Annotated in this window: 17 protein-coding genes; 5 read left to right on the forward strand and 12 right to left on the reverse strand. The window is 70.4% G+C overall.

Annotation, left to right across the window (positions count from 1 at the left end; translation table 11 throughout):
- Nucleotides 1-971 precede the first annotated feature (971 nt).
- The 4 genes from MMF94_RS01765 to MMF94_RS01780 form a co-directional block, all read right to left on the reverse strand.
- Nucleotides 972-2234: an alpha/beta hydrolase family protein gene (locus MMF94_RS01765; protein WP_241034594.1), complete on the reverse strand. Its 1263-nt coding sequence runs from the start codon at nt 2232-2234 to the stop codon at nt 972-974.
- Nucleotides 2235-2393: 159 nt separating this feature from the next.
- Nucleotides 2394-3032, reverse strand: coding sequence for a hypothetical protein (locus MMF94_RS01770; RefSeq protein WP_241034595.1), 639 nt, complete (start codon nt 3030-3032; stop codon nt 2394-2396).
- A gap of 602 nt (nt 3033-3634) precedes the next feature.
- Complete coding sequence (locus MMF94_RS01775) at nt 3635-4375, reverse strand: beta-ketoacyl-ACP reductase (RefSeq protein ID WP_241034634.1); 741 nt, start codon at nt 4373-4375, stop codon at nt 3635-3637.
- A 110-nt stretch (nt 4376-4485) separates the two neighbouring features.
- The gene (locus MMF94_RS01780; RefSeq protein ID WP_241034596.1) at nt 4486-6453 is read right to left on the reverse strand and encodes a 3-oxoacyl-[acyl-carrier-protein] synthase III C-terminal domain-containing protein; all 1968 of its coding nucleotides are present in this window, start codon (nt 6451-6453) and stop codon (nt 4486-4488) included.
- Between the two features lie 420 nt (nt 6454-6873).
- Between MMF94_RS01780 and rfbC the strand changes: the two genes are divergently transcribed.
- On the forward strand, nt 6874-7431 hold the full coding sequence (gene rfbC / locus MMF94_RS01785; RefSeq protein ID WP_241034597.1) for a dTDP-4-dehydrorhamnose 3,5-epimerase: 558 nt from the start codon (nt 6874-6876) through the stop codon (nt 7429-7431).
- Nucleotides 7432-7459: 28 nt separating this feature from the next.
- Entirely contained in the window at nt 7460-9133 is a 1674-nt protein-coding gene (locus MMF94_RS01790) for a choline dehydrogenase (protein WP_241034598.1), read from the forward strand.
- Nucleotides 9134-9143: 10 nt separating this feature from the next.
- On the opposite strand, the gene MMF94_RS01795 is transcribed toward MMF94_RS01790, so the two are convergent.
- Nucleotides 9144-10382: an FAD-dependent monooxygenase gene (locus MMF94_RS01795; protein ID WP_241034599.1), complete on the reverse strand. Its 1239-nt coding sequence runs from the start codon at nt 10380-10382 to the stop codon at nt 9144-9146.
- 79 nt (nt 10383-10461) lie between these two features.
- A complete protein-coding gene (locus MMF94_RS01800) occupies nt 10462-11223 on the reverse strand; it encodes a class I SAM-dependent methyltransferase (RefSeq protein ID WP_241034600.1) in 762 nt (253 codons plus the stop codon).
- A gap of 153 nt (nt 11224-11376) precedes the next feature.
- Between MMF94_RS01800 and MMF94_RS01805 the strand changes: the two genes are divergently transcribed.
- Nucleotides 11377-11970, forward strand: coding sequence for a superoxide dismutase family protein (locus tag MMF94_RS01805; protein ID WP_241034601.1), 594 nt, complete (start codon nt 11377-11379; stop codon nt 11968-11970).
- Nucleotides 11971-11974: 4 nt separating this feature from the next.
- On the opposite strand, the gene MMF94_RS01810 is transcribed toward MMF94_RS01805, so the two are convergent.
- Entirely contained in the window at nt 11975-12769 is a 795-nt protein-coding gene (locus MMF94_RS01810) for an SDR family NAD(P)-dependent oxidoreductase (RefSeq protein WP_241034602.1), read from the reverse strand.
- 184 nt (nt 12770-12953) lie between these two features.
- Here MMF94_RS01810 and MMF94_RS01815 point away from each other — a divergent pair, with 184 nt between their 5' ends.
- Nucleotides 12954-13133, forward strand: coding sequence for a hypothetical protein (locus MMF94_RS01815; RefSeq protein ID WP_241034603.1), 180 nt, complete (start codon nt 12954-12956; stop codon nt 13131-13133).
- A 203-nt stretch (nt 13134-13336) separates the two neighbouring features.
- Nucleotides 13337-14506, forward strand: coding sequence for an acyl-CoA dehydrogenase family protein (locus MMF94_RS01820; RefSeq protein ID WP_241034604.1), 1170 nt, complete (start codon nt 13337-13339; stop codon nt 14504-14506).
- Nucleotides 14507-14514: 8 nt separating this feature from the next.
- Here the strand turns inward: MMF94_RS01820 and MMF94_RS01825 are convergent, their stop codons facing one another.
- The 5 genes from MMF94_RS01825 to MMF94_RS01845 all read right to left on the reverse strand — a co-directional run bounded on the left by MMF94_RS01825 (nt 14515) and on the right by MMF94_RS01845 (nt 20452).
- Nucleotides 14515-15687, reverse strand: a complete 1173-nt coding sequence (locus MMF94_RS01825) for a hypothetical protein (protein ID WP_241034605.1) — start codon at nt 15685-15687, stop codon at nt 14515-14517.
- Nucleotides 15684-17936, reverse strand: a complete 2253-nt coding sequence (locus MMF94_RS01830; protein WP_241034606.1) for a xanthine dehydrogenase family protein molybdopterin-binding subunit — start codon at nt 17934-17936, stop codon at nt 15684-15686. Before MMF94_RS01830 ends, MMF94_RS01825 begins: the two co-directional genes overlap by 4 nt.
- The gene (locus tag MMF94_RS01835) at nt 17933-18937 is read right to left on the reverse strand and encodes an FAD binding domain-containing protein (protein WP_241034607.1); all 1005 of its coding nucleotides are present in this window, start codon (nt 18935-18937) and stop codon (nt 17933-17935) included. The genes MMF94_RS01830 and MMF94_RS01835 overlap by 4 nt, the downstream gene beginning before the upstream one ends.
- A 5-nt stretch (nt 18938-18942) precedes the next feature.
- Entirely contained in the window at nt 18943-19494 is a 552-nt protein-coding gene (locus MMF94_RS01840) for a (2Fe-2S)-binding protein (RefSeq protein WP_420852411.1), read from the reverse strand.
- 304 nt (nt 19495-19798) lie between these two features.
- Nucleotides 19799-20452, reverse strand: coding sequence for a DUF998 domain-containing protein (locus MMF94_RS01845; protein ID WP_241034609.1), 654 nt, complete (start codon nt 20450-20452; stop codon nt 19799-19801).
- Nucleotides 20453-20470: the final 18 nt, after the last annotated feature.

Here is a 20470-nt window from a genome sequence, read left to right on the forward strand (position 1 = left end):
GAGGTGGATGACGGGTCGGCGGGCCGCTCGTTCGGCTGGCCGCTTGGTCCGGTGGCGTCATGATCACTGGTTCGGGGTCGGTAACCGGTGCTGGCGCGGTTGCTCGTCCCGATCGTTGATCATGAGGCCGGGATGGGGTGCCTGGGAGGACGGCCGCCCGGCTGGCCGGCGCGGGGTGGACGAGTGGCGCGTTGGTGCGGTGGGTCGGGGGCAGGCCCCTCGTTCGGCTTGCCGCTTGGTCGGGCGGTGTCATGATCATCGGTTTGGTCCTGGCAACTGCTGATGACGCGGTTGCCGCTCCCCGATCGTTGATCATGGCGCCGGGGTGGGTGCCTGAGAGGCCGGCCGCGCGGCTGGCCGGCGCGGGGTGGACGAGTGGCGCGTTGGTGCGGTGGGTCGGGGGCGGTCCGCTCGTTCGTCTGGCCGCTCGGTCCGGTGGCGTCATGATCACTGGTTCGGGGTCGGTAACCGGTGCTGGCGCGGTTGCTCGTCCCCGATCATTGATCATGAGGCCGAGGTGGGGTGCCTGAGAGGCTGGCTGCCCGGCTGGCCGGCGCGGGGGTGGACGAGCGGCACGGTCGTGCGGTGGGTCGGGGGCGGGCGGCCGCTTGTCGTCTTCCCGCTCGATCCGGGTCTCATGATCACCGGCTCGGGCGCGGTAACCGCTGTCGACACGGCTGCCCGTTTCCGATCGGTGATCATGAAGCCGGGTACGAGTGCTCGGCCGCTCGTTCGGCTGGCCGCTCGGTCCGGTGGCGTCATGATCACTGGTTCGGGGTCGGTAACCGGTGCTGGCGCGGTTGCTCGTCCCCAATCGTTGATCATGAGGCCGGGATGGGGTGCCTGGGAGGACGGCCGCCCGGCTCGGGAGGTGGGCGAGCGGCCTTTCGTGCGACAGGTGGGGGCGGCGGGCCGGTCGTTCGTCTACCCGGTCGGTCCGGGCGGTCTCATGATCACCGGTCCGGGCTCGGCTACCGGGTTCTCGTGGCGTCCAGGTGCATGGACAGCCAGCTGAAGATCCGTTGGGCGGTCCGGCGGGGTGCGAGGGGCTGGCAGTGGAAGTTCGCCCCGTCGGCCACGCTGAACGGCGCGAGCTCGTGCGGTGCCTTCAGCAGGCCCGCGAGCTGCTTGGACTGGCCTGGCCAGAACTGCTCGTCCTCCGGGTCGGTGATCAGCAGGGGAGTGCGGATCCGGGCGGCGACGTCGCGAAGCTGGTAGGTGCGCACCGCGGTGAACAGGTCGAAGGAGTCGTCGATGCCGTAAGGGCGGGCGCGGAAGGCGAAGGTGCGCTCCAGCGCGGGATCCTGGCCGGCGGCCTCGGCCATGTACGCGTTGAAGGTGTCCTTCTGGCCGTTGTCGAGCAGCGCGATCATCTCCGGTGGCATGTAGCTCATCCAGGAGGCCGACACGTCGACGACGCCCGGATCGGCCACGGCCGCCACGAAGCGATGCTCGAACGCCAGCGCCCGAGGGAGCCAGTACCCGGCCTGGCTGATCCCGTACGCCGTGAGTGCCTGCGCGTCCACGTCAGCACGGTCGACGAGCACGTCCACCACGGGCGTCAGCACGGCCTCCCAGTCGGGCCGGAACGTCACACCGCGTTCGAACAGCAGGGACTGCTGGCCCGGGCCGTCGTACACGAAGGCGTTCCACCCACGCGCGAGTGCTTCGGCCGCGCCGCTCGACCAGAGGCCGGTGAGGGCGCCGTCGCTGCCGTTGGTCATGACGAAGGTCGGACGCGGCGCACCGGAGGAGTCGGGCCGCAGCAGGTAACCCGGCAGCGTCGCTCCCTCGTAGGGGATCTCCACGCGGACGAATCGGCCGCCCGACGAGTCGATCATCGCGTTCCAGCTGCGGCGCGAGCTCCGGAACGTCGGAAGCATGAGGTCCGCGGCCTCCCCAGCGGGCAGTCCGTCCACCGCGGCGAGGGCCCGGGAGTAGGCGGCCGACGCGGACAGGTGCGCCCACATGGCCCCGGGTGGATCGGCGGCGCTCGCGACACCGAGCGCGGCGAACTGGTCGCCCCTGTGCGTCCACGCGGAGAACCAGCCCCGCCAGTCGCCGTCCGCGATGCCGTTGACGGTGGCGAGCACGCTGCCCGGGTCGCCGACGCCGTAGGCGGTGGCACCGAGGGCGAGGCGCGTCTCGAAGTCGAAGTCGGTGTCGGCGAAGAACCCGCCGGTCAGGGCGCGGGAGCCGGTGGCGGCGGGACGGACGGACTGGGAGGTCGTCATTGTCGGTCCTTCCGGGCTGGTTCGGGTCGGCCGTGACGGCCTCCGCGGCTTTCGCCGGACGTGCCGTCACGCGCGCGGAATGCCCCGTGCGCCGCGGCACGAGTCCTCATCGCGGCCGAGCAACTCCATCGGCTGACATGTACGGCGACGTTTCGCTGGTCAGGCGGTCCGCCGGCGGTCCGCCGGGGAAGTGGCGTGCGTCTGAGCCGCCTCGTGCGGGCCCTTGCTGTATCGGATGGTGTAGCTGACCGCCCACCAGATCACCGCGATCGGCAGGATCCAGTTGAAGAACAGGTCGATCGGCCTGCTCGGCACGCCGACGTCGGTCCCCACGGAGATGAACAGGGCCGCCAGGAGGTGACTCGCCGCCATCACGGCGATCGCGACGCCCCAGGCTGCGCTGATGCGGCGGTTGATCGACCGGAACCGGGCGGTGTGCCAGTACTCGCGGGGCACGCTCTCCCGCGCGTACTGCTCGGTGAACGGCATGAACGGCAGCATCGCGAAGATCACGATCGCCAGCGTCCAGGTGGCGAGTGAACGCCCATAGGTGGCGAGGAAGGCGTCCGCCCTCGGATCCACGAGCGCGGCGATCGCGATCGCCGCGAACGCAATTGCTCCGCTCACCTCGAGCACCTTGGGCGACTCGCCGCGGCGAGCGTCCCGAATGATGAACAGCACGGCGACGACGCACGCCAGGAACCCGGCCGTGGCCACGGTGCCCGTGCCCGTTCTGGTGGCGAACAGGCTGAAGACGATCCACGGGATGAACCCGGCAAACACCTTGAGCTTCGACATGTGACGACTGTTACGCCGCTTCGCTGCGGAAAACAGCCCCCGATCTGCTCGTTTTTGCCGGCGATCTCCCGGTTCGGGGGAAATCGATCGCCTCGAACGCGCACAGCTCCGCGGCCGATCGCGGAGCGGGTCGCAACGGTCTCACTCCGGGCGATCACAATGCCGGGTCGGGTGTGTCCGGAGAGTGGTCATCCTCCCGCCATGAACGCGTGGTTCTTGCGTCACCGGATGATCACTATTATTGTTTCGAACACATCATCTGTGTGTTGAGTGTCAATCACAGGTAAAAGATGGGAGTCGATCCGGGAATGGGGGACCGCGTGGCCGACGGCATTTCCGGCGGCGTGCCGACATCGCCTCCCCATTTCCGGCGAGCCGCGAAGGGCCTGGGCCCGGGACGAGGAAACGGTCCGTCCTGCGGTTGTCCGCCCAGCCGGTGGGCGCCGGTCCACCGTGTCCCGCAGGCGGACGGCTGCGCCGGGCGCCCGGTGCGGTTGCGCAAGCCAAGGGTGTGCCGGCAGTCCGCGACGGATGGTCCGGCCGGCGGTGGGGATCGGCGGCGGACGCAGGGCCGGTCGGTCGGCGCTGACCGACCGGATGGTCTACATGTCCATGCCGCCGTTGACCGACACGACGGACCCGGTGATGTACCCGGCCTCGTCGTCGACGAGGAACTGCACCGCGCGGGCGACCTCGTGCGCCTGCGCCAGCCGTCCCACGGGGATGCCGGAGACGATCTTCTCGAGCACCTTCTCCGGCACCGCGGCCACCATCTCGGTCTCGACGTAGCCGGGAGCCACGCAGTTCACGGTGATCCCCTTGCGGGCCACCTCCAGGGCCAGGCTCTGCGTCATGCCGAACAGGCCGGACTTCGACGCCGCGTAGTTGACCTGCCCGATGTTGCCCTTCTGCCCGATCACCGAGCTGATGTTGACGATGCGCCCGGAGCCACGCTCCAGCATGTGGTTCAGCACGGCCTTCGACATGTAGAACGCGCCGGAGAGGTTGATCCGCAGCACCGCGTGCCAGTCGTCCATCGACATCTTCCGCATGGTCTTGTCGACGGTGATGCCGGCGTTGTTGACCAGGTGGTCGACCCGGCCCCGCTCGGTGAGCACCTCGTCGACCACCCGGTGGCAGTCATCGGGTTCGCCCACGTTGCCCTGGTGCACCGACACCGAGCAGCCGTCGGCCTTGAGCTTCTCGGACAGTTCCTCGGCGGCCTGCCGGTTGGTGCTGTACCCCGCAGCCACGTGCACGCCCGAGCGGGCCAGCACGCTGGTGATCGCAGCGCCGATCCCGCGCGCGCCCCCGGTCACGATGGCCACCTTCTGGTCGGTCATGTCGAGCCCCTTTTCGTCGACGTCCACCCGCCCGCGGCCTCCTGGCTCGGGCCACGTATTTCTGGTCTTTCCCGGGGGTGTACCCGGCACATGACTCCGCTCACGTCGCGCTACTGTCCGAACGCGACCCGGACGTCCTCGCTGGTGGGGTTGGGAGGTGTCCGCGGCGCGGGCAGGTCGGCCAGAGCCTCGTCCGGCTCCGGGGCCGCGATCGCAGGGTCCATCGTGAGCACCGCGTACCCGCCGACGGCGCCGGCGCCGAAGCCGGGCGCGAACACCCTGGTCGGACCGGTGATCACGCCGTCGCGCACGGCGTCATACAGCGCGATGGGGATGCTTGCGGCCGAGACGTTGCCGATCTCGGCGATGTTGAAGTAGAGCTGCTCCTCCTTGAGCCCTGCCTTGCGCGCGAGGTCGACGACCATCGTCTTGTTCGCCTGATGGGGGACGATCAGCTCGATGCTCTCCAGCAGGCTCCGGCCGGCGGAGTCAGGGTCGCTCTGCTCCTCGAGCTCGGAGATCATCTGTGCCAGGTAGCGTCGCACCAGCGACTTCACCTCGGGCCCGTACACCGTGATGTCGTTGTCGAACTCCGGGTTCGGCCAGACGATCGAGTTCACCTCGCTGGCCGGGCCGCTGGCGTAGGTCTGCAGTACCTGCACGTCACCGGCCTCGTCCGCCGTGGCAGGCGCGACGACGATCGCGGCGGCGCCATCGCCGAAGATCATCCGGGAGGTCCGGATGCTGCCGATCTTGTCGGAGAACTTCTCCACGCAGACCAGCAGGACCGGGCGTCGCACCTCCTGCAGCTGCCGCACCGCTTCGGCGAGGCCGTAGGGCAGACCCGCGCAGGCCGCGACCAGGTCGACCGACGCGTGCGTCTGCAGGATTCCGAGCTCGCCGGAGAGCCAGCACGCCGTCGACGGGATCAGGCGGTCGCTCGTGCAGGTCGCGACGAGCACGGCGCCGATCTCCTCCGGCGCACGTCCGGCGTGCGCCAGCGCGGCCCGCGCCGCGTCGAGCGCGAGCTGCTCGAGCGGACGTGCCGAGTAACGACGCTGCTCGATGCCGGTCTTCGCGCTGATCTCCGCGGCACTCATCGGCGACCACGAGAAGCACGAGTTCCGGATGACGTCGTCGTTGCTGCAGACGTGCTCGCCTCGGACGACCGACAGCGCCTCCAGCTTCGGCAGCACCGCGAACGCCTCGCCCACGCGGACGGGCGGGTAGGGCCGGATCGGGGGCCGCGCCTCGGTCACCGTCCTTCCCGTCGACCAGAAGGCGACCGGTGCGTCCTCCGCGCCCTGGGCCCGGGCCCGGTCGATGAACGCCGCGACCTCGCGGCTGCGCGGGTGCAGGGCGATCACGAAGTCGTCGTCGCCGATGGTGCTCACCGGACGCAGGGCGGTGTGCTCACGTGCCCAGGGGTACTGGTTGTGCAGCACCATCGCCCACCGCAGGAGCGCCTCCAGTTCGGGCACGTCCTCGTCGGCGTCGATGATCTGGCCGGAGCGGAACACCGGGTAGTCCGGGTCGTGCTGGTGCAGCACGTAGGTCAGCGAGTCCGGCCGCGCCGTCATCTCGGCCACGGTCGGCGGGATCACCGGAAGCTCGGTGGCCTGGTGGCGCTTGTTCCGGAACACGTCGAAGAGCAGGTCGAAGATCCGGCCCTCGGCGTCGGCGTCCCACGCCGCGGGCAGCTCCTTGTAGGCCTGCTCGACGGCGGCCACCTTCCGGTCGGCGTCCTCCCAGGGGTGGAGCAGGGGGAGAAAGACATCGGAGCGGTTCCGTGGCATGTCGCGCCAGCGGGTCGGCCGCTTGTCGAACATCGGCAACGCGTACCGGTTGACCCAATACAGGTTCTGACCGAGGTCGCGCAGCAACGCGAAGCGGTTCGGGTACTCGCCGGAGTTGACCCGGGCGAGGATGTCGGTGCCGGTCGGGGCCTTCGCTTCGAAGTCGCGTCCGATCACGGCTCTGAACTGATCGATTGTGTCGAGTACTGAGAAGTCGAGTGCTCCGAGGACGTTCGCAGGGAAAACGATCCGTCCGTGCCGGTTCACGACAAAGGGCTTCATATCGGGTTACCCCCTCCTGCGGCGGGGCCAACTGAACTCGCCGGAGCCACACGCGCACAACCGACGAGTGGGGGAACCGGATCCGCCGATTGCGCCGATCAAGAAGCGGTACCGTTGGCGAGTCGTTGCCTGCCATTGGTCTTGGTGGGGGATACCCGGCTCGAGCGGAGGTCTCTGTGGTGAACGACACTGCCTACTCTGCGATATGTCAGGACATCCAGCTGGGACGTGTGTTGCTGTGGATCCGCTGAGGGAATAGGTGATCTCGGTGTTTTCTCAGGGTCGCTTCAGGTGGCCTTCCTTACAATCTCGCGTCATGCGCGTAACGAGCTCGCTTTGCCATGGCGTATGCCCGCTTACGGGCGGATTTATCGGGACCGTCGCGATCGCGTCGGGCATTCCGTTTCAGGGGGATCAGACATGATGGTGCGCCGCACCGAACTGGAGGGCGTTCTGCTCTTCGAGCCCACGCCGCACCGTGACACGCGGGGCTTCTTCAGCCGCACCTTCGACGCGGCCGTCGCGGAGTCGGTAGGGCTGCAACCTGCGACGTTCCGGCAGGACTCCCAGTCGCGCTCGCATCGCGGCGTCGTGCGCGGTCTCCACGGCCGGCAGGGATGCGGTGAGGGAAAGTTGGTGCGTTGCTCGTTCGGCGCAGTCCACGACATCGTCGTGGACGCGCGGCCGCAGTCGCCGACCTTCGGACGGTGGATTGCGTTGCGGCTCGATGACCGGGACATGGTTCACGTGTACATCCCGCCCGGGTTCCTGCACGGCTTCCAGGCGCTCTCCGAGGTGGCCGACGTCTGCTACCGGATCGATCGGGAGCACGACCCCGCCGCCGACGTCGCCGTCCGCTACGACGACGCCGTGCTCGGTATCCGCTGGCCCCTCGAGGTCATGGACGTCAGCGCACGGGACCGGAAAGCGGGCAGCTGGTCGGATTTCTGCGAGCTGCTGAGCACCCCCGCCGCATGACCGTTCACGACGAGAGGAGCGGGGTTCGATGACCGCGTCGGGCGGGAGTGACCGCGTGGTCGACTTCGTGATCGTCGGGTCCGGGTCCGCGGGTTCGGTGCTGGCCAACCGGCTCAGCGCCGACCCGGCCAACCGCGTGCTGCTGCTGGAGGCCGGCCGACCCGACCACCTGTGGGACGTCATGGTCCACATGCCCGGCGCGTTGGGCTTCCCGGTCGGTAGCCCGTTCCACGACTGGCGCTATGAGTCCGAGCCCGAGCCGCACATGCACGGCAGGCGTATGCAGCATCCGCGCGGCAAGCTGATCGGCGGCTCCAGCAGCATCAACGCGATGGTCTTCCAGCGCGGGCACCCCCTGGACTACGAGCGGTGGGGCGCCGATCCCGGCATGAGGGACTGGGACTACGCCCACTGCCTGCCCTACTTCAAGCGGCTGGAGACCAGCGCGATCGGGTCGGCCGGGGCCGTCCGCGGCTACGGCGGCCCGCAGCGGCTCGAACGCGGCCCTGTCACCAACCCGCTGTTCGCGGCGCTGTTCAGCGCCGCGCAGCAGGCCGGTCATCGGTTGGCCGAGGACCTCAACGGGACCGACCCGGAGGGGTTCGGCGCGTGGGAGCGCACGATCCACCGCGGCCGTCGGCTCTCGGCGGCCCGGGCGTTCCTGCACCCCGTGGCCGACCGGCCCAACCTGAAGGTTCGCTCGAACGTCCTGGTCACGCAGGTCCGTCTCGAGGGCGACCGCGCAGTCGGCGTGCGCTACGAGGAACGGTCGGGCCGGATGGTCGAGGTCACAGCGGGCGAGGTCGTGCTGGCCGCGGGCGCGTTCAACTCCCCGCAGTTGCTGCAGCTGTCCGGCATCGGCAACGCGAGCGCGCTCGCGGCCGCCGGTGTCCGGGTGGTGCACGACCTGCCGGGCGTCGGGGACAACCTGATGGACCACCTGGTGGCCAAGGTCCAGCACGCGTGCGCGCAGCCGATCTCGATGGGCGAGATGCGGCGCAAGCGCAACTGGCCCGGTATCGGGCTGCAGTGGCTGGCCGGGCGCGGACCTGCGGCGACCAACATCTTCGAGGCCGGCGGGTTCCTGCGCAGCAACCCCGGGGCCACCTACCCGGACCTCATGCTCGGCTTCGCACCCGTCGCGATGCGGTTCCACGACGACGCCCCGGAGCACGGCTACCAGCTGATCATGGCCGGCATGCTGGCCGAGGCCACCGGCACCGTGGCGATCACCTCGCCCGATCCGCACATCCCGCCCGCGATCCGGATGAACTACCTGTCCACCGAGGCCGACCGGCGGTTCTGGGTGGATGCGCTGCGGATCACCCGGGAGATCTTCGCGCAGGACGCGTTCCGTGACCTCGACGCGGGCGAGACCTGGCCCGGCCCGGACGTGGTGAGCGACGAGGACGTCGTGGACTGGGTTCGGCGCACCGGCGAGACCGACATGCATCCGACGTCCACCTGCCGGATGGGCACCGGTCCCGGCTCCGTGCTGGACCCCTCGACGATGCGGGTGCATGGTCTCGACGGCCTGCGCGTGGTGGACGCGTCGGCGATGCCGTACTGCCCGAACAGCGCCACGCACGCGCCGACGATGATGCTCGCGGAGAAGGCGGCCGACCTGATCCTCGGCAACACCCCGCTGCAGGTGGAGCGACCTGCGAGAGTCGGCGGGGCGAGCGGGCGCGGGTCGGGCTGAAGCCCGGCTGTCACGTCGTGGGAGCAGGCCCGCTCCGGGCCAGGCGTTCGGTTCGACGGCGCAGGGTCGCCTGGACGTCGTGCTCGTGGATCCAGGCGATCTCCTGCGGGAGGCGCGCCAGCGCCCGGTTGCGTTCGTCGGCCGCGGCGCCGTCCGGCAGGTGCAGCAGGGCGTTGGTGAGCCACGACAGGCGTTGGATCCGGCGGGTCCGGCCGCGCCGCAGCGCCTGGTAGGTCGCGAACGCGCTGGGCAGCTCGATCGTGTCCGGCACCTGCGCGAGGAGCGCGGCCAGCGTGAAGGCGTCCTCCACGGTCGTGTTCGCGCCCTGGCCCTGGTGGGGCAGCATGGCGTGGGCCGCATCGCCGAGCAGGACGGCACGGCCCCGGTGCCAGCGCGGGAGGGGGCGCACGGCGAACAGGCCCCAGCGCACGGCGTGCGTCACTGCGCCGATCATCGCGGTGGCCGCCGGATGCCACCCGTGGAACGCGCGCAGCGGTTCGTCAGCGGCGACGTCGTCGACCCAGCCGTCGGTGCGGGCCCACGTCCGCGGGCCCTCGACGACCGCGAGGAAGTTGACGCTGTCGCCCGTCGGGCCGATCGGATAGTGCAGCAGGTGCGCGCCGGGACCCGTCCAGAACTGGATGGACTGCGGATCGGGCAGGCCCGGTAGTCGGTCGACGGGCACGATCCCGCGGAAGCCACTGGTGCCCGAGTAGATCTCGTGGTCGTCGCCTGCCACCCAGCGCCGGACGGTGGAGCGGATCCCGTCGGCGCCGACCACGACGTCGGCGTGCGCGGTGTCCCCGGCGGAGAACCCGAGCACGAGCCCATCGGGTCGCTCGGTGAGGCCGACGAGCCGGTACCCCAGGTGCAGTGTGCCGGCGGCGAGCGCGCTGCTGAGGATCACCTGCAACTGCGCCCGACGGATGCCGTGGACGGGCGCCTGGAACCGGTTCCGGTACCACGATCCACTGTGGACCGGGTGTGCGGCGATCCTGGCGCCGTCCCGCCAGTGCCGGTGGATCAGTTCCTCGGGGGTCGTCGACGCCGCCGCGAGCCGGTCGCCCAGGCCGATGCGTTCGAGCTCGCGCGTGGCGTTGGCGGTGAGCGCCACCGCGGCCCCGATCTCGGTCAGTTGTGGTGTCTGCTCGTACACATCCGCCGTGAGTCCGCGCTCGCGCAGCGCGAGAGCAAGGGTCAAGCCGCCGATTCCGCCGCCGATGATCGCCACTCTCAGTGTCGAAGCCATGACGGAACGGTAGATCGGGTTTTTGTCGTTCATCTTCGGTTTCGGGGCACAAACCCGGTGCGCAGGCGCTACCAGTGGCTCAGCCGACCACCCCGACCGCCGACCATGCGACCGCCGTGATCTCGAACGGCGCCGGTGGCTGTAGCTCGGCGCAGTGGGTCCGCAGCGCCTCCCGCCGTTCGTCGTCGAGCCCGGCGATGTAGGTCCCGGCCGGTCCGACGCCGAGCATCATCGGATCCCACCAGTCGTCGAAGGTCGGGTAGGCGACCGTGACGTGGAGCTCCGACGAGCGGATGTCCCGCAGTCCGGCGGCGGCGAACAGCTCGGCCAGCTCGCCCGCGCGTGAGCCGGGACGGTCGGATTCGCCGGGCGCGTCCGGGTCGAGGTCGTACACCGCCCGCCAGAGCGGCGACAGCGGTCCGCGGCCGCCGGGGTGGTCCCAGACGCAGGCGGCGACGACGCCGCCGGAACGCGTGACGCGGGCCATCTCGGCGAGGCCGGCACCGGCGTTCGCCATGAAGTGCACGACGAGATGCGCCGTTGCGACGTCGAACCCGTCGTCCTCGAACGGCAGGTGCTCCGCGACGCCGTGACGGACGTCGACGCCCGGCAGGCGCGACCGCGCGGCGGCCACGAACGGTTCGGACGGGTCGACCGCCGCGACGGCACCGGCTCCCAGGCGCGCGACGAGCACCGCGGTCAGGGCGCCGGGTCCGCAGCCGACATCGAGTGCCCGCTGCCCGGCGCGGAGCCGGAGCTGGTCGGCGAACCCGCCGGCGAGCGGTTCGGAGTAGCGGCCCATGTATCGCTCATAGGCGTCAGGGGGGACGACGAAGCTCATGCAGGCGATCGTGCTCCGTGCGGGCCGCGACGTCACCACGCTGTGTGACGCACCGGCTGCCTACCAGATCGGGCGATCGATCCATACCCCCGATCCGGCTCAATAGCTCGCTGTAGCCTGCCGGAACTCCCCGAGTCCGCCATCCTGCTCGGCATGCGCTCGAGACGACTGCTGATCCTCGGCCTGCTCTGTGTCCCGCTTGCCGCCTGCGGAGGTGGCGGCACGGCTCCGGCGGCGCCCCCGTCTCCCGCTGCGCCGCCGGCCGCCGGCGAGACCATCCGGGCGAGCGGCACGTTTGCGGCGCCGCCTCCGGGAGTGGCGGTGACCTACGACCAGACGCTGGTCCCGGTCGGTTCCACGGCCGTCGTCGACGCCACCGAGGGCGATGGCCGCACCACCGTCACGATGGACGTCACCGGGCTCGAGCCGAACCGGCGCTACGGTGCCCACGCGCACGCGAACCCGTGCGGCGCCACGGGTGCCGATGCCGGACCCCACTTCCAGTTCACACCCGACCCCGTTCAGCCCAGCGTCGACCCGGCCTACGCCAACCCGCAGAACGAGATCTGGCTCGACTTCACCACCGACGCGCAGGGCGCCGCCACGGCGACCTCCACCGTGAACTGGGAGTTCCCGGAGGATCGGCGTGCCCAGTCCGTGGTCATCCACACCATGCCGACCTCCATGGAGCCGGGCAAAGCCGGTACCGCGGGGGATCGCGCGGGCTGCATCACAGTGGGGTTCTAGCCCGTCAGTAGTGGATGGTGCCTCGGCTGCCGCCGCCCACGGGGATGGCGTCGCCGCTGATCGCGACGCTGCGCGGTGAGGCGAGGAAGGTCACGACATCGGCCACCTCCTCGGCGGTGATCAGCCGCCCGATGCTCGTGGAGGCGGCGAAGCGGGCGGTGATCTCCTCCGCTGTCACACCGGCACGCTCGGCCATGCCGGCGTGGAACTCGGAGACGCGCTCGGTGACCGTCATCCCGGGGTGGACGGCCGTGACCGTGATGCCGCTTCGCCCGAGCTCGTCGGCGAGGTTCTTCGTCATCGCGACCACAGCCACGTTGCGGATGGAACCCACGATCGAGCCGGTGAGGCGGGCCGCGAGCCCACTGACGTTGACGATGCGGCCCCAGCCCGCGGCGGTCATGTGCGGAGCGACGGCGCGGGCACAGCGCAGGTAGCCGAGCACCTTCGTCTCGATCTCCACGCGGAGCGCGTCGTCGGTGAGCTCCGCGAGCGGCGGCACGGCTCCGGCCGCGGGTTCTGCCGCAGCGTTGACCAGGATGTCGACTCCGCCCAGTGCGGCGACGACGTCCTCGACCATGGCGCGCACATCGCCGTCGTCGCGTGTGTCCGTGGGGCGGACGAACACGGCGGTGCCGTGCCGCGCGACCTGCTCGGCGGCCTTGTCGAGTGCGACGCGGTCGCGAGCGACCAGCGCGACGGACGATCCTTCTGCGGCGAGCCGGTCGGCGACAGCCAGTCCGATGCCGCGGCTGCCGCCCGTGACCACGGCGCGCTTGCCCTTGAGTTCGAGATCCACTCGGTCCTCTCTACCAGGTGCCGGAAGAGAGGGTTCACATACCACATGGGGGATTGAAGACGTACGCCGGGTACATCACCCTTGCCTGAGGGCTCCGATCGGGTGATGATCTTCTGGCACCGACAGGAGCGCTCCGATCACGGAGAGTGACAAGCGGTGGGTACGGCGGTCAAAGGGGACGTGGATGTCGAGCGATCACGAGTACACCGGTGATTACGGCTACGACCTGCTGCACGAGGTGCGGCGGATGAAGGTCTTCGTCCCGGCCGCCCGGACGCCCCTGCCGGTTCGTGGTGTTCGCGCCTGCGGCAGTGATCTCGACCCGGACGGCGACCTCGGGTACGACCAGGCACACGAGAAGTAATTCGCATCTTTCGAGCGCGAGCGCATTCTCGATTCTCCGCGCTGACTCGAACTGTTAGTGTGAGTGATGCCGTTCCTCGAGGCATCGCGCGGCGCAGCTGTCCTTTTTCGGGTCGTGGAATTTCGGTGTCCGGTTGGTGCTCGTCCCGATCGAGGGCGGAATTCCTGCGGCGATGTCGCCCGCGCCCCGATCGAGGAGTGAGTATGACCACTGCCGCCCGTCCTTCCCCGAAGGACGTGGACCCCCTCGCGCTCCCGGACGTCCTGCGGCCGGCCATCGAAGCTCGGCGCACGGAGATCGAGAGTCAGCGGCGACTGCCATCGGAGCTGGTGGCGACGTTGCGCGCGTCGGGGGCCTTCCGCATTTTCACCCCACGTGAGTACGGCGGTTTCGAGTCCAGCCTGACCGACATGGTGACGGTGCTGGAAGCCATCGGCCGTATCGACGCCTCTGTCGTATGGACGATGTGGAACGGCAACCTGGGTTTCTTCGCCGTATGGCTTCGCGATGCCGGGGTTGCGACGATCTGGGACGCGCATCCCGACCCGATCATCGTCAACTCGACCCGCCTGACGGGCAGTGCCACTCCCGCGGAGAACGGCTACACCTTGTCCGGGCGGTGGGACATCGTCACCGGCGTGGACGCTGCCGACTGGATCGCGCTCTTCGCACTGGTGCCCCCGCCGGGCGGAAGCGACGATTCCGAGCACCCGGAGGTCAGGGTGTTCTGTGTGCCTCGGGACGCCGTCACGGTCCTCGACACCTGGCATGTCGGGGGCATGCGCGGCACGGGGAGCAACAGCGTGGTCGTCGACCAGCTGTTCGTTCCCGCCGAGATGACGAACGACGTGTTCGCCCCGTTCCGGATCGACCGGCCGCTCTATCGCATCCCCGCCTTCACGCTGGCCTCGACCGGTGGTGCGGGCGCGGTGCTGGGCATCGCCAGGGCCGCGGTGGACGAGATCGTGGAGCTGGCCGGCACCAAGGTCACCGAGATCGGGACGCCCCTCGGGCACGGCGAGCACGTCCAGGATGCGATCGGACGGGCGGAGGCCGCTCTGCGGTCAGCGCGGCTGCTGCTGTTCGCCGCGACCGGAACGATCGACGATGCCGCGGCGGCCGGTGCCCCGATCACCGAGGCGATGCGCGCCGAGCTGCGGGCGGCGATGAGCAACGCGGGCGAGATCAGCCGCATCGTGCTGACCAGCATGTACGAGCTGGGCGGATCGTCGTCGCTCTACACGGGGAACCGGGTCGAGCAGCTCTTCCGCGACGGTCTCGCGGGTACGCAGCACGGCATCCTGGGCCGGGCGCAGTTCGCGCTCGCCGGCCGGGTGCGCCTCGGCCTCGATCCGCAGAGCCCGATCTTCTGACGAAGCGATCACGCCGGGGACGGGGCCTCGTCGGGCATGCTGAACGGCCAGCGCCGCCCGATCCCGACGTAGAGGACCACGGAGGTGCCGATGCTGTTGAGTGCGACGTGGCCCACCCAGTCCTGAGGAGTCGCCTTCGTCCAGGACAGGTTGTCGGCGCAGACCGTGAGGACCACATAGAGGGCTGCGGCCAGGAGCACGACGATCAGGAACGAGCCGACCCGGGAGCGGATCCAGCCCTCGAACAGCATCCCGATGACGAGCCCGGCAGCGATGAACGAGCCCGCCCCGGCGGTGATCGCGGCCGAGGGCACACCGGCGAGATCGTGGACGAGGGCGTAGGTCAGCAGACCGCCGCCGATCACGACGATGTTGCCGGCAGCGATGCGCTGCCAGCGCTGCCGCCACTCCGCGAAGGGCCATCCGCGCCAGACGACGAAGAACAGCACCTGCCATGCCCCGATGACGGCGAGGATGGCACCGACCTCGGCTCCCGGCAGCGGTCCGCTGTGGGCGGTGAGGCCGGAGCCCGGGGCCGCGTCGACGTCCACGACGGCGGCGTAGAGGGCGAGGGCGACGACCCACGACACCGCCAGCGCGGCGACTCCCGCTGCGAACCGGCCGAGCCGCCGCAGCGGCCAGCCCTCGCAGACGAGCGTCAGCTGGAGGATCGCGACGAAGGCGGTGCCGGCCAGCGGGAGCGTGGCGGGGTACGTCGTGAAATGCCCCGGCCCCGGCGCCGGATCGAAGATCCCGCGCACGTCCAGGTGGCCCACGACGATCTGGCCGAGCATCGCCAGCAGGATCGCCGCGACGATGACGAGACCGGTGTCGAGCAGCCCGGACCAGCCGGGACGCAGGCTCGACCCCGGCCAGTCCTCCCACCAGAAGGCGATCATGGCCACGGCCGGGAGCGCGAACGTCACCAGCGGGCCGAGCACCAGCGCCGAGGGTTCGGGGCCGCCCGCACCGACCGCGATCAGGACGGCCACGGGGACGACGAGCAACAGACCGGCCAGGCCGAGCGCAGGCTGCCGGGCGAAGCGTCCGCGTCCGGGGTCGGCGGGCGTGCGCCCGCGCGCGGCCGGGTTGCTGATCGTCGGGCGATGGGGCAGAGCGCGTGAGAACCTGCCGACGTCTGCGGGCTGCGCGAGCGGGACCTCGGGCGGGGGAGTGGTCATGCGGGGACGGGTGCCGTGTCCATGACCAGCTCGGCTGCCATGGGTAGCTCCCTGATCCGGTGTCCCGTGGCGTGGAACACGGCGTTGGCGATCGCCGCCGCGACACCGACCTGCCCGATTTCGCCCACGCCCTTCACGCCGAGCGGGTTCACGATGCTGTCGCCGACCTCGACGAAGTCGACGGTCACCTCCGGTGCATCGGCGTTGACGGGCACCAGGTACTCGCCGAGGCTGCTCGCGCCCCAGCGCCCGTACCGTGCATCCATCCTGTTGCCCTCCAGCAGTGCCTGTCCCAGGCCCCAGAGCATTCCGCCCATGAGCTGGCTGCGGGCCAGCTTCGGGTTGAGCACGCGCCCCGGCGCGAACACCCCGACCATCCGCCGGACCCGCACGAGTCCGCTGTCCGGATCGACGGCGACCTCGGCGAACTGGGCACCGAAGGTCAGCAGGCCGTGCGGTGTGTCGAGCGGTGGCGGCGTCCAGCTGCCCGTCGCCTCGATGGTCGCCTGCCGGTTGCGCGCCATGAGCTCGGCGCAGGTCTCGCTGCTTCCGAGGCCGTCCCGGCGCGCGATGCGCCCGTCGCGCACCTCGATCGACGCGGGGTCGGCCCCGTGCAGCGGCGCCCCCGGATCGACGACCTCCAGCGCGAGGACCTGGTCGGACAGCGCCGTCGCCGCGGCGTGCACGGCTGCGCTCACCATGCCCGCTCCCGCCGACCCGACTGCCGCCGTGGTGTTCGGCAGGTCCGTGTCGCCCGCTTCGAACCGCACCGAGCCCAGCGGCAGGCCGAGGCCGTCGGCGGCGACCTGCGTCATGGCCGTCAGGACCCCGGTCCCGAACTCCTGGGTCCCGGTCTGGACAACGGCGCTGCCGTCGGCGTAGAGGCGTGCCCTGGCGTGCTGGGTCGGCATGAACAACGCCACCGGGTACGCGGCGGCCGCCATACCGGTGCCGATCAGCTGGTCGCCCTCACGGCGTGACCGCGGTGTCGGGTGGCGATCGCTCCAGCCGAAGAGCTCCGCGCCGCGGCGCATGCACTCCTGCAGCCCGTCGCTCGACCACGGGTTGCCGCGATCGTCCGTGTCGCCGTGGTTGCGGACCCGCAGCTCGATCGGATCGACCCCGATGTCGTGGGCGAGCTCGTCCATCGCCGTCTCGAGCACGAACACGCCGAGCGACTCACCCGGCCCGCGGGTGAACGTGGGCGTCATCGTGTTGCCGTGGATCAGCCGGTGCTCGCCGAGGTAGTTCGGGCAGGCGTAGAGCTGCGACGAGACACCAGTGGCCGGTTCGGCCCAGTCGTCGAACGGCGAGGTGATCGACAGCTTCTCGTGGCGGATCGCGGTCAGGAGCCCGTCCCGGGTCGCGCCGACGGCCATCCGTTGCTCCTGCTCTTCCCGGTGGCCTGCGGAGGTGTACATCTGCGCGCGGGTGAGGCTGAGCTTCACCGGGCGGCCGACGTGCCGGGCGGCCATCGCGGCCAGCGTGGAGTGTGGCCAGACCATCGCCTTGCACCCGAACCCGCCGCCCACGAAGTGGGTGACGACCCGCACGTCGGACAGTGGCATGCCGAGCAGCTGCGCCACCGTGAGCTGGCTGGCCCGGATGCCTTGGGTCGACTCGTAGATCGTGAGTCGCCCGTCTTGCCACACCGCTGTGGTGGCGGAGGGCTCGATCGGGTTGTGGTGGTTGGCCGCGAACCGGTAGGCGACGTCGACCCGCACGTCGGCCGCGGCCAGCGCCGTCTCGACGTCGCCGCGCTCGTTCCGTCCGGGGAGGAGCCCTCCGAACAGCCGCTCGGCGTCGTAGGCGGCTGTGCGTCCCTCGTCGATCGTCGTCGTCGAGGGGGTGCGCTCGTACCGGACGTCGACCAGCGATGCCGCGTACTGAGCGCTCTCGTGGCTCTCGGCGACGACCAGTGCGACCGGCTGCCCGGCGTAGTGCACGACGTCGTCCTGCATCGGGAAGAAGCTCTCGCCGGGGGCTGCGGCGCCGACGAGGGAAGGCAGCAGGTGCGGCTGCGCCGCCACCTTCGGCAGGTTCGCGTGGGTGAGGATCGCCAGGATCCCGCCTGCCGCGCTCGCCCGCGTGGTGTCGATCGCGGTCACCGTGCCGCTCGGGATCGCAGCCCCGACGATCGCGGCGTGCGCCAGGTGCGGCAGCGGGATCTCGGCGGAGTAGCGGGCGGCACCGGTGACCTTCTGGTGGCCGTCGACCCGGTCGAGCGGGGTGCCGATCGCGGGGCTCATCGCGGGCCTCCCGGTGCCGCCACGGCCATGGCCTCGCTCAGGCCGCGCACGATCGCCCGCTGTGCGAGCGGGACCTTGAACGCGTTGTGCTCGCGCACCACCGCGAGGCGCAGCTCAGCGGCCGCCGCGTCGACGAACGACGTCGTGGTGGCGGGAGCGCCGATCAGCTGTGCCTCGGCTCGCCGCGCCCGCCACGGGACGGTGCCGACCCCGCCGAGAGCGAGTCGCACGTCGGCCACCAGCCCGTCCTGCACCTGCAGCGCGGCGAGCACCGACACGAGTGCGAACTCGTAGGACTGACGATCGCGGAACTTCAGGTACAGCGACTGTGCGGCCAGGGGGAGCGCCGGAACCTCCATGGCGACGATCAGCTCACCGTGTTCCAGCGGATGTTCGATGTGGGGGGTGTCGCCGGGCTGCAGATAGAAGTCCTCGATCGCCACCATCCGGGCCCCGCTCGGGCCGATCGAGTGCACCTGCGCGTCGAAGGCCACGAGAGCCACCGCGACGTCGGACGGGTGGGTGGCGATGCAGTGCTCGCTCGTGCCGAGGATCGCGTGGCCGCGGTTCTGCCCGTCGAGCGCCGAGCACCCCGTCCCGGGGTCCCGCTTGTTGCACGGCGAGACACCGTCCCGGAAGTAGGCGCAGCGCACCCGCTGGCAGAGGTTGCCGCCCATCGACGCCATGTTGCGCAGCTGCTCGGACGCTCCCAGCAGCAGCGCCTGCGAGATCCCCGGATACCGCGCGACGATCCGGGGATCTCTCGCCACGTCGTTCATCCGGGCCAGCGCGCCGATCCGCAGGCCACCACCGGGCAGGTCCTCGACGTCGTCCAGTGGCAGGTCGTTGATGTCCACGAGCAGGTCGTGGGGGGCCACGCCGAGGCGGACGAGATCGACCTCGGTGGTGCCGCCTGCGAGGAACGCGCCGGCAGGATCCGCGCTGACCGTCGCGACGGCCTGTTCGACCTCGGTGGCCCGCGTGTAGCGCAGCGGTCGCATCGGCCTCAGCCTTTCGCGCCCACGTCGCGGATCGCCGCGCGGATGTTGGGATACGCCGCGCAGCGGCAGATGTTGCCGCTCATGGATTCGGCGATCTCCTCGTCGGTCGTCGCATTGCCCTCCTCGAGCAGGGCGACGGCGGACATGATCTGGCCGGCGGTGCAGTAGCCGCACTGGAAGGCGTCGCGTTCGATGAACGCCTGCTGCATCGGATGCAGCGTCCCGTCGTCGGCGGCGAGCCCCTCGATCGTGGTGACCTCCCGGCCCTCGCACGTGATCGCGAGCGTCAGGCACGCCAGCACGCGCCTGCCGTCGACCCAGACCGTGCATGCGCCGCAGGTGCCCTGGTCGCAGCCCTTCTTGGAGCCGGTCAGCTCCAGGTGTTCGCGCAGCGCGTCGAGCAGGCTCACCCGAGGTTCGAGGCCCACCACGTGAGACGCGCCGTTGATCCGCAACGTGACCGGGACCGTGGCCGGGCCGCATATCCCGGGTGGCGCCGGTGCGGCTGCGACGGCCGCGGTCGCGCCGGAGGCGGTTGTGGCTGTGGGCGGGGCCATCACGGTTCCTCGGGTGCTCGGTATCCGCAGGTCATCGGCGGGATGTCACGACCGAAACCACGACGGTCCGAAATTCTCCGCAGGTAAGTCGATGGTGGCGACGGCCACTCGGACCAACCCGGTCGCCGTCAGGACTGCCCTGGATGGCGCCCTTCGGCATCCCCGCGGCGCCCGTGGGGACGTGCCGGACGTGAGACTCCCGGCCACCGCGCCCTCCAGTCCCCTGCCGGAGACGAGAGCGACGGTGACCGGGAGTCGGCTCCTCCTGAGGCCGCGATCAGGAGGTCGATCCACGGGCGGGCGGTCACACCCGCAGCGGGTTGCGCAGGCCTCGCACCGCGATGACCACCCCGATCACGATCAGCCAGACGAGGATCGGGTAGCTGGCGACGCGCTGCATCCCGCCACTGCCGAGGCCCAGGTAGAGGGACGTTCCGGCGTACTCACCGATGGTGCCCATCACGGTGCCGAAGAGTCCGATGGCAGCCAGCACCATGCCGATGCGGCTGAGCACCGGATCGCTGCGGAAGAGCACCATGCTGAGCAGGAGGATCCCGAGGGCGCCGAGTTGGACGTTAAGACAGCCGATCAGGTGAAGGCCGATGTTGGTGTTCTCCGGAGCCAGGCCCACGAGGATCTTGCCGAAGCCGAGCATGACCCACAGCACGGTGGCCGTGTCGGCGAGCCACCCGGTGGGCCAGTGCTTCCAGAGCAGCAACGCCCCGACGATCACCAGCACGCCGTTGAGCACGAACGACGCGTTCATGACCGCATGCAGGGGGGAGCACACGTAGATGGGCTCCCCGTTGGGGACCGAGAACAACCCGCACTGTGTGTTGGCGAGATCCCCGATGTGGTTGCGCGACCAGTTGTAGGCCGGGTTCCACGCGGCCGCCACTGCTACGTGGGCGACGGCGAACTGCACCGCCGCGAGCGCCCACGCCGCGCCTCCGACCACGACGGCGCTCTGAGGAAC

The sequence above is a fragment of the Pseudonocardia alaniniphila genome (assembly GCF_022524485.1).
Classification (GTDB): Bacteria; Actinomycetota; Actinomycetes; order Mycobacteriales; family Pseudonocardiaceae; genus Pseudonocardia; species Pseudonocardia alaniniphila.